Origin of the sequence: Lactobacillus sp. MRS-253-APC-2B, from assembly GCF_012843675.1 — a bacterium.
Lineage (GTDB): Bacteria > Bacillota > Bacilli > Lactobacillales > Lactobacillaceae > Limosilactobacillus > Limosilactobacillus pulli.
Genome location: NZ_JABAFO010000004.1, coordinates 11,927 through 25,533, shown reverse-complemented (window position 1 = coordinate 25,533; position 13,607 = coordinate 11,927). Strand labels below are relative to the sequence as shown.

General features: G+C 45.2%; 11 protein-coding genes. 4 read left to right on the top strand and 7 right to left on the bottom strand.

The annotated features are described in order from the left end of the window. Positions 1 to 299 precede the first annotated feature (299 nt). Positions 300 to 1,148: a hypothetical protein gene (locus HF864_RS03315; protein ID WP_169461695.1), complete on the bottom strand. Its 849-nt coding sequence runs from the start codon at positions 1,146 to 1,148 to the stop codon at positions 300 to 302. Between the two features lie 586 nt (positions 1,149 to 1,734). Between HF864_RS03315 and ndk the strand changes: the two genes are divergently transcribed. Then, a complete protein-coding gene (gene ndk / locus HF864_RS03310; protein ID WP_169461694.1) occupies positions 1,735 to 2,166 on the top strand; it encodes a nucleoside-diphosphate kinase in 432 nt (143 codons plus the stop codon). A 107-nt stretch (positions 2,167 to 2,273) separates the two neighbouring features. Here ndk and HF864_RS03305 read toward each other — a convergent pair whose 3' ends face one another. Beyond that, complete coding sequence (locus HF864_RS03305) at positions 2,274 to 3,059, bottom strand: ChbG/HpnK family deacetylase (RefSeq protein ID WP_169461693.1); 786 nt, start codon at positions 3,057 to 3,059, stop codon at positions 2,274 to 2,276. A 134-nt stretch (positions 3,060 to 3,193) separates the two neighbouring features. Beyond that, positions 3,194 to 4,069, bottom strand: a complete 876-nt coding sequence (gene scrK, locus HF864_RS03300) for a fructokinase ScrK (RefSeq protein WP_169461692.1) — start codon at positions 4,067 to 4,069, stop codon at positions 3,194 to 3,196. A gap of 216 nt (positions 4,070 to 4,285) precedes the next feature. On the opposite strand from scrK, the gene HF864_RS03295 reads away from it, so the two are divergent. Further along, positions 4,286 to 5,272 carry a LacI family DNA-binding transcriptional regulator gene (locus tag HF864_RS03295; RefSeq protein WP_169461691.1) on the top strand — a complete coding sequence of 329 codons (987 nt, stop codon included), beginning with the start codon at positions 4,286 to 4,288 and terminating at the stop codon, positions 5,270 to 5,272. Between the two features lie 119 nt (positions 5,273 to 5,391). Beyond that, positions 5,392 to 6,906, top strand: coding sequence for a glutamate--cysteine ligase (locus HF864_RS03290; protein WP_169461690.1), 1,515 nt, complete (start codon positions 5,392 to 5,394; stop codon positions 6,904 to 6,906). Between the two features lie 58 nt (positions 6,907 to 6,964). Here HF864_RS03290 and HF864_RS03285 read toward each other — a convergent pair whose 3' ends face one another. Continuing rightward, complete coding sequence (locus HF864_RS03285) at positions 6,965 to 7,411, bottom strand: shikimate kinase (protein WP_169461689.1); 447 nt, start codon at positions 7,409 to 7,411, stop codon at positions 6,965 to 6,967. A gap of 328 nt (positions 7,412 to 7,739) precedes the next feature. On the opposite strand from HF864_RS03285, the gene HF864_RS03280 reads away from it, so the two are divergent. After that, on the top strand, positions 7,740 to 8,738 hold the full coding sequence (locus tag HF864_RS03280) for a D-2-hydroxyacid dehydrogenase (protein WP_169461688.1): 999 nt from the start codon (positions 7,740 to 7,742) through the stop codon (positions 8,736 to 8,738). A gap of 826 nt (positions 8,739 to 9,564) precedes the next feature. On the opposite strand, the gene icd is transcribed toward HF864_RS03280, so the two are convergent. The 3 genes from icd to HF864_RS03265 all read right to left on the bottom strand — a co-directional run bounded on the left by icd (position 9,565) and on the right by HF864_RS03265 (position 13,576). After that, the gene (icd, locus tag HF864_RS03275; protein WP_240936863.1) at positions 9,565 to 10,824 is read right to left on the bottom strand and encodes an NADP-dependent isocitrate dehydrogenase; all 1,260 of its coding nucleotides are present in this window, start codon (positions 10,822 to 10,824) and stop codon (positions 9,565 to 9,567) included. 21 nt (positions 10,825 to 10,845) lie between these two features. Continuing rightward, complete coding sequence (locus HF864_RS03270; protein WP_169461687.1) at positions 10,846 to 12,198, bottom strand: aspartate aminotransferase family protein; 1,353 nt, start codon at positions 12,196 to 12,198, stop codon at positions 10,846 to 10,848. 460 nt (positions 12,199 to 12,658) lie between these two features. Beyond that, on the bottom strand, positions 12,659 to 13,576 hold the full coding sequence (locus HF864_RS03265) for an AEC family transporter (RefSeq protein WP_346774606.1): 918 nt from the start codon (positions 13,574 to 13,576) through the stop codon (positions 12,659 to 12,661). Between the last annotated feature and the right edge of the window lie 31 nt (positions 13,577 to 13,607).

Here is a 13,607-nt window from a genome sequence, read left to right as displayed (position 1 = left end):
GAGTGAGAAAAAACTCCGAAAATCAGCTTGCGACCGATTTTCGGAGTTTGTCTTCGAACCTCCGCAAGGATGGCTAGGTCGGTCAAATACTGATTTATCAGCATTTAACCTGCCAGCCAGCTACTGCGCTGAGGCATTATTATCCATAAAATAGTTAAGAGGTTGGGTTAATTCCCAGCCTCTTTTTTGACATTGTCAACTGACTACCAGTTTTGACAATTATACGATATTTAAGGACAAATCGAAACCAATCATCTATTTATTTAACATTACCTAACAAATTGTATAGTTATTTATTACTATCGTTTTAGGTAACGTACATACTCTTCGGCTGCGGCATCACGATCAGAGCTGATCAGTGGCGAGAACAGCAAGCCTAAGCCAACGTAAAGCATGATGCACGCCCAGACAATCGGCTCCCAGCTCTTGATCGGCCAGCTGCCAAAGCATACGCCAATCGCAAACGCTGCTACGATCAGCAGTACGGCAACAGCCAGCGCTGCATTGCGCATATTCCGCCAGTACTTGCCATATGGATAGACGAATTGCGAAATCCAGACTTCCAGCTCCTGACCAGTCGCTCCCCCACGCCAGATTCGCAGCATTTTTTCATGTGTCTCATCCCAAACGAACGTATCAACTCGTTCATAGCTAACTGCGACCGGCTTGCCATCAGGACGCTGCTCATGACCGTTTTGGCGCGTGGTCAGCTCAAAAATCGTCCGCTGTCCTTCCAGCTTAACCTCACGACAGCGAATCAGGTCCAATTGCATATCCAATTCACGCCGACTTTCATACACACGCTGTTCGCATTCTTGCAAAAAGGCCTTTGCTTCCAGCGGCGTCATGTACTGATCCATCACCCCTTTAGCAGCATCGCGGTTGTTATGGGCCAGATACTCGCTAGCCGACTCAAGCGTTTTATGAAAGCCATTGAAGATTCGCAGACCCCGCAGCGCTTCGGGTGAATCCAAAGGCAGAATCCGCCAAGAAATCGGATGGCGCTGTGACAGTACGTCAAGACGATGACGACGCATGCGCCGACAAAAATCGCCCCACATAAAGCCAACCGTCAGCATTAAAAATAATCCCAGGACTAAAAGGCAAAACAGCCCCCAGCCGTCAGACATCATCAATATATTTGTCATAGTCTCACCTTCCGCATGGTTTACTTTTATTATAGTTGATAACATTGGTTGCGGATCATATCAATTCTGCCAAAAATCTGCAAAAAAACAGCTGCTTGCTCATTCCTGCTTAAGAATTCAAACAGTTAGCCGTTAAGCATGCCAAGCTAATGATGAATATTTGATCAGCTCCAATCAGATTTTTAGGCTGGCAAATTATTTAGCGATAATGTTTTTTACGATTTACTGAACTACAAAATAAAAGGATCCCACGCTCTGCTTTTGAACGTCGGATCCTCAATACGTCGGCAATCATACTGCCGCTAGCGCCTTATCTTAACTCTCTTGTACCAATCATCTAATCATTTAATAACCAATTTGCCGAATTGGTTAAGCTTCTCTAACTAACTATGTCGGTTTAATTTTACTGATTCCATTGTTTTTTGCAAGGATTTAGGCTTGGCTTTATGAAATCGGGTTCTTTATATCAAATAGTTATCATCATTTTATGAATTATCGCCAATTATTTGTTTTGAAAACGATTTCTTGACAAAAATAGTCAATATGATATCCTAATAGCATACATTGTTAAAGGGAGGCCGCTAACATGGTCGAAGATGAATACACTTTGGTTTTAGTAAAACCCGATGGCGTCAAGACGCGTCACATTGGCGACATCATCACGCGAATTGAACGCAAAGGCTACCGGATTGAAGCGTTGAAGATGATCAATGCTACTAAAGACGAGTTGGAGCGTCACTATTACGACAAGACCGATAAGCCATTCTGGCCTGAAATCCTGACCTACATGATGGAAGGACCAATCGTTGGTATGGTGGTTTCCGGAACCAATGTCGTTGAGGCTATCCACAACATGGCTGGGGCTACCAACCCTGGGCAAGCCGAATGGGGAACGATTCGTGGTGACTTTGGTCGCGAATGGCCTGATGGCGTTTTACGTAACGTCATTCACACGTCTGACACTGTTGAAGGTGCTACTCGCGAAATCGGGATCTGGTTCCCTGAATTCAAGTTCTAGATAATTGAGTCAATCTTGATCCGATTTTAGGGTCGGGATTTTTTGATTTCAAATAACAAAGGCCAGCAAGCTGATTTGCCTGCTGGCCTTTTAATATCATTTTTGGCCTAATCATGCTTGGCTGAGTCTGCCAACTCGGAATAACGTACCAATTGCACGTCATGGCGCTCGATCATTTCGATTGCCTGACCACTGGTTGCCATCTCAACATCCAGCGTTCTTGGATAGACCAGATGTGAATGCTGCAGAATAAACTGATCCAAAAAACCAGGGTGCAAAATCAGTTCAGGGATCACATGTGGACGCTTATCAGCTGCCGAAAGCACGTGCGCCAGCGTTGCCACTGGATCATAGTCCAAACTGAAATCTTCCATAAACGGCGTCAGTTTCTGGCCTTGAAATTCAACCTCATGCTCAACGTCAAAGCTTAAATATGGAATCTGATGCTCACTGGCCACGTCACGCAGCGCTCGAATAAAATTAAGGCTTAGTACCGTGTGACCTGCCAGATAGTCCGGCTCACGCTTGGTCATTTCCACGAAACATTCGTATTGAGCCTCGACTTCTCTGACCGCGTCTTCGTAATCAACAATATCTTTTCCCTGTTCAAAAGCATCGTGATAGACCTGCGAACGCTTAAAGCTCCCATCTTCCTGCACCAGACTCGATACCAGTTTTGGATCGCTCAACGGTTTCCCCGCACAGATTACGACATGGAGGCCAACATCAGTGTCTGGTTCGTTTTTTAACAGCTCCCAGCCATGCTCGCTGAATGGTAGATTGACCATCAGCGAGACGTTATTAACGATGCCACGATGCGTTGCCTCATAGATTCCGTAGTTGACGGCACATGAGTATCCTAGATCGTCAGCACGAACAATTATTTTTTTCATTCAACGTTTCCTCCGTCCTTTAAACCTTTTCAACCTTTCTAATGAGTAATAATATCATTATTGGATTTTCGAAAAAACAAAAATACTCCAACATTCAGGGTTGCTGGAGTATCTTTACGAAACGTTATGTTTATTTATTCAAGAATGGCCTTCAATGCCAGCGCAAAGTTGCCAATCGTCGCTGAGCCATTGTTCTTTGCTAATGGCATCGTGATGTAGTCCTTTAGATCGCCTACTTCAACGTAATTATCCAAAAGCTTGGCGAATTGATCCCGCACCTTTCCCAGGAATGGCTCACTGACCACACCACCACCAAAAATGATCTTACCTGGCCGCATCATCAAAGTCGTATCAAGAGCAGCCTGCGCCACGTAATATGCCATAATGTCCCAGACATGGTCATCAAGCGGCACGTCTTGACCCTTTTTTCCAGTTCGTGCCTCAAAGGTCGGCCCACTGACCAGACCTTCCAGACAGTCGCCATGGAACGGACAGATGCCCTTAAAATCAAGATCATCAGGATGGCGTTTGACGCGAATGTGCCCCATTTCTGGATGTCCAAGATCGCCAAGAAAATGACCATCCACAACTGCCCCGCCGCCAACACCGGTTCCAATCGTAAAGTAGACTAAAGAACGCAGCCGCTGGTTAAAAAGCGTTGATAGGACGTATTCGCCATATGCTGATCCGTTGACGTCAGTCGTCCAGGCAATTGGTACGTTAAAGACTTTTTTCAGCGTCCCAACAAAATCAGTATTGGCCCAGCCTGATTTGGGCGTGTTGGTAATATAGCCGTACTTTGGCGAATTGCGCCGAATCTCGATAGGGCCAAACGAAGCAATCGAAATCGCCTGCAGATCATCAAATTGCTTAAAGTAGTCAATACATTTTTGCAGGGTTTTCGCGGGCGTCGTCGTCGGAAACTTGGTACTGTCCACGATGCGATAGTCTTCGTTCCCCACTGCACATACAAACTTTGTCCCGCCAGCCTCAATGCTTCCCAACAACATAAATGGTCACCTCTGAATCCTTGTTGAATGTTATTTTTAAGCGTTTTCACCCTTTTGTTCTTTATCATGTTAACGCTTACCGTTACTACTGTCAACCGGTTGTCAGTAATTATTTAATTGGCCGATCGCAAATATCCGCTCGCGAATGGCTTTTATTCATGAAAACGTGTAACATGAACATTAAGCGATTTTACGAATAATGGAGGAATGCCTAATATGGAAACCAATCATCGGCCTAAATTAGAAGACGTAGCTGCCGCGGCGGGCGTTTCCAAGACCACTGTCTCGCGCGTCTTGAATCATCGCGGCTACTTAAGCGAAAAAACAATTGCCAAGGTCCAAAAAGCGATGCATGAATTGGATTATCGTCCCAATATCATCGCTCGTCAGCTATATAAGCAGCGAACGGATCTGGTCGGCATGATTTTTCCTACCGTTGACAATCCTTTTTTCAGTCAGCTGGAAGCGGAAATGGAACGTCAGCTTTATCGCAATGGCTATAAGGTTTTGATCGGCAACAGTCAAAACGACCCCGCTAAAGAAGAAAACTATCTCCAACAGTTATTGACGCACCAAGTCGATGGTCTGATCGTTGGAACTCAAAATCGTGGCCTGATCGGCTATCAGCATGCCGATCTGCCAGTCGTGGCCATTGATCAGGTCGTCGGCAAAAATATTCCAGTGGTTTCTTCAGACAACTACCAGGGCGGTCTGCTTGCTACCCAGCGCCTATTGGATGACGGCTGTCGCCATATCATCCACACCAATGGCCCGCTTGGATTGGACACGCCAACACAAAAACGACGCGAAGCATATGAGCATCTGATGGCCAAAAACAATCTGCCGGCTATTACCTACCATTTGGACTTTAATATCAGTACCATTGATAAGGAACGGGTTTTCCGCCGCATCTTTGAAGAGCATCCCGAAGTCGATGGTATTTTTGCCGCTAACGATACGGATGCCAGCACCATCATTAATCTGGCAAGTGAATACGGTAAGCGAATCCCTGAAGACCTAAAGATTGTCGGCTACGATGGCGGCAACGTTACGCGCCTGCTTTTACCGGGACTGACCACGATTCAGCAACCGATCGATGAAATGGCTGATCTGGCGGTTCAGCTGCTGCAGGCGCGCATCAATGGTCAAGACGTTAAATCCGTCGTGTTGCCTGTCACGATCTGTAATGGCAAGACAGCTTAGTTTGTCGTTCATCGCAGCCAACCAATTTATTTAAAATATGATGAATAAATAATTAGACAGAATCGGTTTTTTCGTTATAATATCTCCGAACATCCATTTATTGATATGGGGGAAGCATTATGAGCAAGTTAAGTCAAATCATCGCCGAAAACGAGCTAAGCAGTCTGTTAGCGAAAAACTACATGGGATTAGAGCTGGAAGAACATCGCCTGCTAAAGGACGGTCGCATCAGCCGCTACCCTTACCCAGCCGATTTTTTGTCAAGGCGACATAATCCATATTTAAAAACTGATTTTGCCGACAACATGCTGGAGCTCGCTGGAACACCAACACAGGGCACCAATGAGAATCTAGCCAATCTTGAAATGCTCCAGCAGCTGGTCACTGATCATCTCCAAGCAGACGAGATTATCTGGCCACTAAGCATTGCGCCTGTCTTTTCTAAAGATGACCTAGACTTTGCCGGTTCATTCAACACCCGTTTTTGGATGGCTGAATACCACGACTATCTGCAGCAAAAATATGGGACGGCCCGTGAGATTTTTACCGGTGTCCACGTCAACTACAGCATCAACCAAACCCTGGTGCAATCACTGTGGGACCATGGTTTTAATGAGGACTTCGCCACGTTGGCCGACTTTAAGAATGCTTTAAACTTCAAGCTGGCCCAGAGTTTTGTGTTGTGGCGCTGGCTGTTTACCTACTTTTTTGGGGCCAGTCCGGTTGCTGGCAATCTGCCAAGCAATCTGCCGCAAGATCTGCTGTTCCCCGTCCGCAGCCTTCGCAGCAGCTCATATGGCTATGCCAATCAAAAAGACGAAACGATCACGTATGACTCGTTTGAAGAACAGCTTGCTCAGCTAGAGGAACGCATCGATCACCATCAATTTTTCTCACCGCATGAATTTTATGGTCCCGTTCGCTTAAAGGGACGTGGCGACAGTTTGGACGACCTGCGAAAAAATGGTGCCGAACGATTGGAATTCCGCTCGTTTGACCTGGATCCATTTTCCCCCGCCCGCGTCAGTCCAGCGGCATTGAATTTCTTGGAACTCTTTTTAATCAATGCTCTGTTGCAGCCGCTTCCTGAAAAACTTTCTGAACAATTAAGACTTGCTGACCAGCGCAATGAACAAATCGCCTTGCAGCATCCCGCCGAAATGTTTGCCTGGGTCAAAACGTTGGCCACCCCGCTGCTTGAGCAGATGCACGCTACTGCTTCCGAACTAGCCTTGCCGGATAAATACACCAAGAGTCTTAAACTGGCTGAACAACGTTTGGAAAATCCTCTATTGACGCTAAGTGGCCAATTACTTGATCACATCAGTCCGCAAGGCGATCTTTTAGAATTTGGCTTAGCAACCGCTATGGCCGATCGCAAACGGATTGCTGAATATACCGAGCCGTTGGCAGCACTGAAAGGCAAATGCTCTACCAGTCTGCAGTCTTTGTTGCGTGAAGCCGTGGAGCTGGGCATCAAAGTACGGCTTGACCAACGCCACTTGCATTTGAAACTTAAGGATCATGAAGAGATCTTCCCCATCCATGTTACGTTTGACTACCAGATTGGGCCGCGCGAATACCTGCTCTCGCTTTTCCCAGAAGTCTTGGAAATCAATAACGATGAATACTAAAGAAAAAGACTGACCAGCTTTTTACTGATCAGTCTTTTTTAGAAATCGAGTTATTTCGCTAGGCAGCCTTTTGAGTACTCCAACAAGCAGCAACACGTCGAACAGCTTCTCTAGTTGAAAGATTAGCCGCGTCAATCATCCGATCATGCCCAAAGCTTTGTTCCAGCATCGCTTCAAACGGTTTGTCCGCAGCTTTTTGATCTTTTAAGACGACCACAAACGCACCGGTTTCCTGCAGCATCTTGAGATTTTCAAAACGGGTCAGGACATGGCTTGGCGCAGTCAGTACCACGTTATGTTCAGCCAACTTGGCACCAAAGACATCGTGCTCGATTTGACGGAGGTCGGCTTCACCACGGCTCATCGTCAGTTGATCCATCGTCTGCCCACTTAAATTGACGATTTCTTGATTCAGATCCGTGACGGGACGATGCAGAAATTCGCTAATCAGTCGGCTGACACCTGCTTGGTTATCTTCCATGAAATTTACAACGACTAAATCCATAATGAATGCCTCCATTTCTTTAATGATTTTCTAATTTAATTGCCATTATATTAATTTACTCATTATAAAATGTCAATCATTTAAATTGGTTCTTTGCAAAATTAAATAAATCATCTTCATCACTATGTAAATATCGGCTTAATTTTAATAAAATTAGGTCGGGCAATTAAAATTTGATGTTTGTTAATTTCCCTCATGTTTTTGTTAATCAAATCACGTAAACCGCTTATTTTCATTACCTTTTTCAATTCATTTTAATTATTCGCTTTAACTCGTGATATGATAATATTAGTCGTTTTATGGATAATTTCAGGAGGGAATTACTAAAATGAAAGTACTAATGTACAGTACGCACCCATATGAAAAGCCTTATGCTGAAAAATGGGCCGAACAGACACAAACTGAACTCAAGATGATTGAAGAACCACTCAACGATGATACGGTTGATCTGGCAAAAGACTTTGATGCCATCACCGTTTTACAGACGGGTTCAATGGGCAGTGCCAAAGTCTATGAAAAATTAGCCAGCTTCGGTATCAAGCAGATCAGCTGTCGCATGGTTGGGGTTGACATGGTTGACTTAGACGCCGCCAAAGCCAACCACCTGATCGTTACCAATGTTGCCAGCTACTCACCACGCGCCATTGCCGAAATGGGAGTCGCCCAAGCAATGTACCTGCTGCGGCGGATCGGCATTTTTGACGCCCGGATGAATCAAGATCACGACTTTAGCTGGAATGAAACCCTCATCAGTAATGAAATCTACAACTGCACGGTTGGCCTGATCGGTGCTGGTCACATTGGTACAGCTACCGCCCAGATCTACAAAGCTTTGGGTGCCCGCGTTTTGGTCAACGATATTGCCTACGATCCTGCTCTGGAGCCATTTGCCGAATATGTTGATCGTGAGACCATCTTTAAGGAATCTGACATCATCTCACTGCACACACCGCTTTTGCCAAGTACGCGCGGTATGATTGGTGAAAAAGAGTTCAAAAAGATGAAGAACACCGCCTACTTGATCAATGTAGCGCGTGGTGCCTTGATTGACACGCCGGCATTGATTAAAGCCTTAAAGGATGGCGAGATTGCCGGGGCCGGTCTGGATACGCTGGCTGATGAAACCACCTTCTTTGGCCAAACCAACGTTGCTGCACAAGACGTTCCAAGCGACTACAAGGAACTGGCGACCATGCCAAACGTGGTAATTACTCCCCACGTTGCCTTCTTTACCGAAACGGCGGCTCGCAATATGGTTCAAATCGCCTCCAACGATGCCATCACGATTGCCAATGGCGGCCGTTCCCGCAACGAGATTCGCTATTAATCAAGCATAACTGATCAAATCCCCAATCTATAAGGTGGGGATTTTTTTGCATTCAAATATTGATGAAAAACAAAAGCGCCAGTGACCCAAAAGCCACTGACGTTTTTTCGTACGCGATCGTTAAAGATTATGCGCAGTTTTTTGTGGAAGATTAAGACCTGATAAGATGGACCCTTAATGCCTACAGGATTGCAATTTTAAGCGAATCTTTTCCGTTAAGGATGCTTTGTTTCTTATCAACTTTTAATTTACGATTATTATAATAATCCTCTGTTTGATTGATGTCAACCATATTTTTAAATTTGTAAATTCATTTTCAAATTTAAAATTATTAAATTTTGAGTAGTTCTTTTAATATATTTTAAATCTTTAATAAAGCGGTACTCACATCTCTATTTGCGACCAAACAAAAATGCCAGTGACCCAAAAGCCACTGGCGTTTTTTCGTACGCGATCGTTAAGATTATGCGCAGTTTTAACGAAGAATTAAGACCTGATAAGATGGACCCTTAATGCCTACAGGATTGCAGTTTTAAGCGAATCTTTTCCGTTAAGGATGCTTTGTTTCTTATCAACTTTTAATTTACGACTATTATAATAATCCTCTGTTTGATTGATGTCAACCACATTTTTAAATTTGCGAATTTATTTTCAAATTTAAAATAGATAAAATAATCCGCAGTTTTTTTAATTTTTTAAAATTATTTATTTTTATCAAGAAACTTATCGAAAATGCTCTAATCATTGTTCGGGTTTTCACTCATTTACAATTTCTGTTCTTCTCTTGATCCTCAATTATCGCAGCTTTTACCAACTGGAATTTGGATTAAGAATTGATAAGAGCGACCAATAAGCGACCATATTCACTGGTTGACAGCGCAGTTTTTGATGGTGCCAGATCTGGCGTCGCCTTTTGATTGGCAATCGCCTGACCAACTGCCTTGAAAATTATCTCCGCGGCTTGCTGCCAACCTAGATACTCCATCATCATGGCTCCCGATAGAATCAGAGAGGTTGGATTAGCCAGATTTTTACCTGCCAACTGCGGTGCCGTCCCATGCGTGGCTTCAAAGATCGCATGCCCCGTTTGGTAGTTGATATTGCTTCCTGGCGCAATTCCCAAACCACCAACCTGAGCCGCCAGGGCGTCTGACAGATAGTCACCATTTAGGTTCATCGTAGCCACAACCTCAAAGTGCTCAGGAAAAAGCAGGATCTGTTGAAAGAAATTATCACAGATGACATCATTAACGATCAGCATTCCTTGTTTACGAGCCTGATTCAATGATTGCTCAGCCAGCTTTTGACCATGCTCTTTTTTGATCCTGGCAAACTGTGCCATCGTAAAGGCCTGCTCAGCATAATTCTGTTCGATCAGCTCATATCCCCAGCGCTTGAAGCCGCCTTCAGTTTCTTTCATGATGTTGCCCTTGTGAACCAGTGTTAAGGTATGGCGATGATTCTTCAAGGCATACTCAACCGCAGCTTGAACCAAACGCTGTGAGCCCTCTTTTGAAATCGGCTTAATGCCAAATGCCGAAGTAGCTGGAAAACGAACGCGACTCAGCTGACCAGTTTCTTGCAGCAGATTCTCCAATGCCTTGGCCATATCTGATCCAGCTGGTGCCTCAATACCCGCATAGATGTCCTCGGTATTCTCTCGAAAAACATCGATGTTCACTCGTTCCGGATGTCTGACCGGTGAAGGGGCTCCTTTAAAATAGCGAACAGGTCGCCAGCACGCATACAAATCCAGTGTCTGACGCAAGGCAACGTTAATCGAGCGGTGTCCTTGACCAACCGGTGTCGTCGTGGGTCCCTTAATAGCAACCAGATGTCTTTTCAATTCTGCCAGTGTTTCTTCTGGCAGCCATTCTCCAGTCAGCTCATAGGCTCGTTCACCAGCCAGCAACGGCAGCCATTCAATCTCACGCCGGCCATGGTAGGCGTGCAAAACAGCCGCATCAAAGACCGGCTGAGCAGTCTGCCAGATCTCTGGACCGATTCCGTCACCTTGCAGGTAGGGAATTTCTGGATTATCCGGAACCCGCAGCTGCCCATTTTTCATTTTTATCAGTTCACTCAAAAAAATCACTCCTTGTTAGTTCTACCAGCCATCGTGCCGTAATTCGTCTGGCAGCTCAACTTGATTTTCTTCAACATCTTTGATTACCTGGTCCAATATCAGCAGTGCCTCATCAATCAGATTGCGTGAGATCGTCAATGGTGGCTGAAAACGCAAAACGTTGCCTCCCAACTTGGCCATGATCAGACCTTTTTGAAAAGCATGATAGATGATCTTAGCCGCCGTCAGTGAGTCACGCTCTTTGGTCTGGCGATTCTTAACAATCTCAATGCCGCCATTGAGTCCCAGCATGCGTACGTCACCGATGCATGGATGTTTTTGCGCCAGCTGTATGAATTTTTCTTTGGCATATTCGCCATCAACGGCCGATTTTTCGATCAAATGCTCATCATGCAAAACGTCCAGCGTCGCCAGAGCCGCCGCAGCATTGACTGGGTTGCCCCCACCAGTAAAGCAATAGGCTGAGGTTCCAGGTGCATCCATAATCGTGGCTGAGCCAATCACCGCGCTGAGTGGCAGACCTGATGCCAAGGACTTGGCCGTGGCAATCAGATCCGGATGCAGACCAAAGTGCTGATATGACCATAGTTTGCCCGTTCTGCCCAATCCTTGATTGACCTCATCGACCCCAATCAGAATGCCATGGCGATGACAAAATCGATCGACTGCCTCCATATACTCACGCGGCGGTACAATAATGCCGGCATCCCCTTGAATCGGCTCCAAAATCACGGTAGCCGTTTCTTCAGGCGGTAAAAATTCGGCAAACGGACGCTTAAAGTCAGCAAATGCACGCTGCGCTGTTTCATGTTCAGTTTCACCAGGTCGACAATGGTAGGTATTGGGAAACGGTACATGAACGATCCCCGGCAGCATTGGGCCAATTCCGCGAGCCATATCCACATTGCAGGCACTCATACTCAGCGACCCATACGTCGTTCCATGATAGGCACCTTCAAACGAAACGATATACTGACGGTGCGTATAGGCGCGAGCAAATTTAATCATCGCTTCAGTCGCATCAGATCCAGACGTGCCAAATGCAACCTTATTATGACCTGGATTGGGCGCTAGTTTTGCCAGCCGTTCACCTAATCTGATCGTGGTGGGATTGGTAAAGTATCCTGTATCGTAGCTGATAAACTCATCAATCTGTCTTTTCATTGCTGTAATCACACGGGGATGATTGTGCCCAACGTTCATTGCCGAATCAGTTGCCAATAGATCAATATAGCGCTTGCCTTCAACATCGGTTACGATCGATCCTCGCGCTGACTTCACAACCAGATTAAAATAAGGAACTAACTGCGTTTTGGCAATATTGTGTCGATTCTTGGCCACCAGCTGATCGCCTTGTGTATTTTCCCAAACCATGCTTTCGCCTTCCTTGATTTCATTAAAATATACTGTGATGGTTTGGCTCAAGCTTATCATGACCCTGATTCATCAACAATACACAACCAGCTTAAATCGTCTTTTAAACAAACGTATTCATCGGTCGATTTAAAAAATAAAAGCACGCATCTGCTGGGAGAAGCATGCGTGCTCAGGTTAAGAATATGGTACGTTTTTGTCTAATTCTAGGAACTTTCTTGACTTGCCTTGGAAACAGCAAAACGAACAGATTTCGAATTGACGCATGATCAACAATCGAAATTTATGATCTGAGTCAGCCAGACCCCTAAGGCGACTCAAAATAGGCGAGGAATCACACGAATGAAATCCCGATTGGTCAGCGTATCAAGCCGAGGTGTTTTTCTGTTTCCATGATTAAGCATAGTCAATAATTGTAAAGAAATAGATCACATGCATGTTTCTCTTTTGTAAATTTTTGCTAAGCCAGTGCCAAAACAAATGCCGACAGCGTGATCAATGAACAAGCCGTGCTCCAGAACTGGGTTGAGGCCAGCTCTTTTTCGTTAACGTTGAATTGGATGGCCAAAGTCGATGGCATTGTTGCGGTTGGAATGGCCAGGGCAATCACTACCAACCGAATAAGGTCATGCGATACGCCAGCAGCCATCATGATCAGCAAGACAACCAACGGGAAGACGATGTTTTTCATCATCACGGTGGTCAGAATCGTTTTGTCAAATGACAGATGACGCGTCCCTAAAACAATACCGGCAGCAAAGATCGCCACCCCACCAGCTCCTTTACCCAGCAAATCAAACGTACTGGTTAATTGAGTTGGCATCTGAGATCCACACAGCGTCAGCAAAAATCCCAAAACAGCTGCAATCACCAATGGCTTTTTAAACGTATCGGTTAGTCGTTTAATCGCTGAATGATCACTGCTCAATGAATCAAAAGCAATTGGCAGCATGATGATATTGACCGTTAAAGAGCAGATCCCAATCGTAATGGCACTATTGCTGGCACTGAATAATAATGGCAAAACAGCCGAACCAATAAACGGCACGGACGGATTGGCAATCGACATGGCGCGCAGCGTAACCAGTTGGCGCGAGTTTTTAAACCCAAATCGATAAACCAGAATCATAACCAGGTAGCAGACCGTCATAGAAAGCACCAACCAGCCCATCAAAGGCACATTTTCAACCAGAATCTGGCGCGAGGTCCCCCATAAACCGCCAAACACGTGCAGTGGCAGCATGAACGTCAAAACCAGCTTGACGAACTTTTTACTGTCCTGGTCGTTAAAAATCCCACGTCTGGCCGCCAGATAGCCAAGCCCAATCGTTACAAAAATTGGAATCAAAGCAAAAATCAATGTACTCAACAAATTCATCAGCCCCTTTTTTAGTTGGTGCTGACAATCA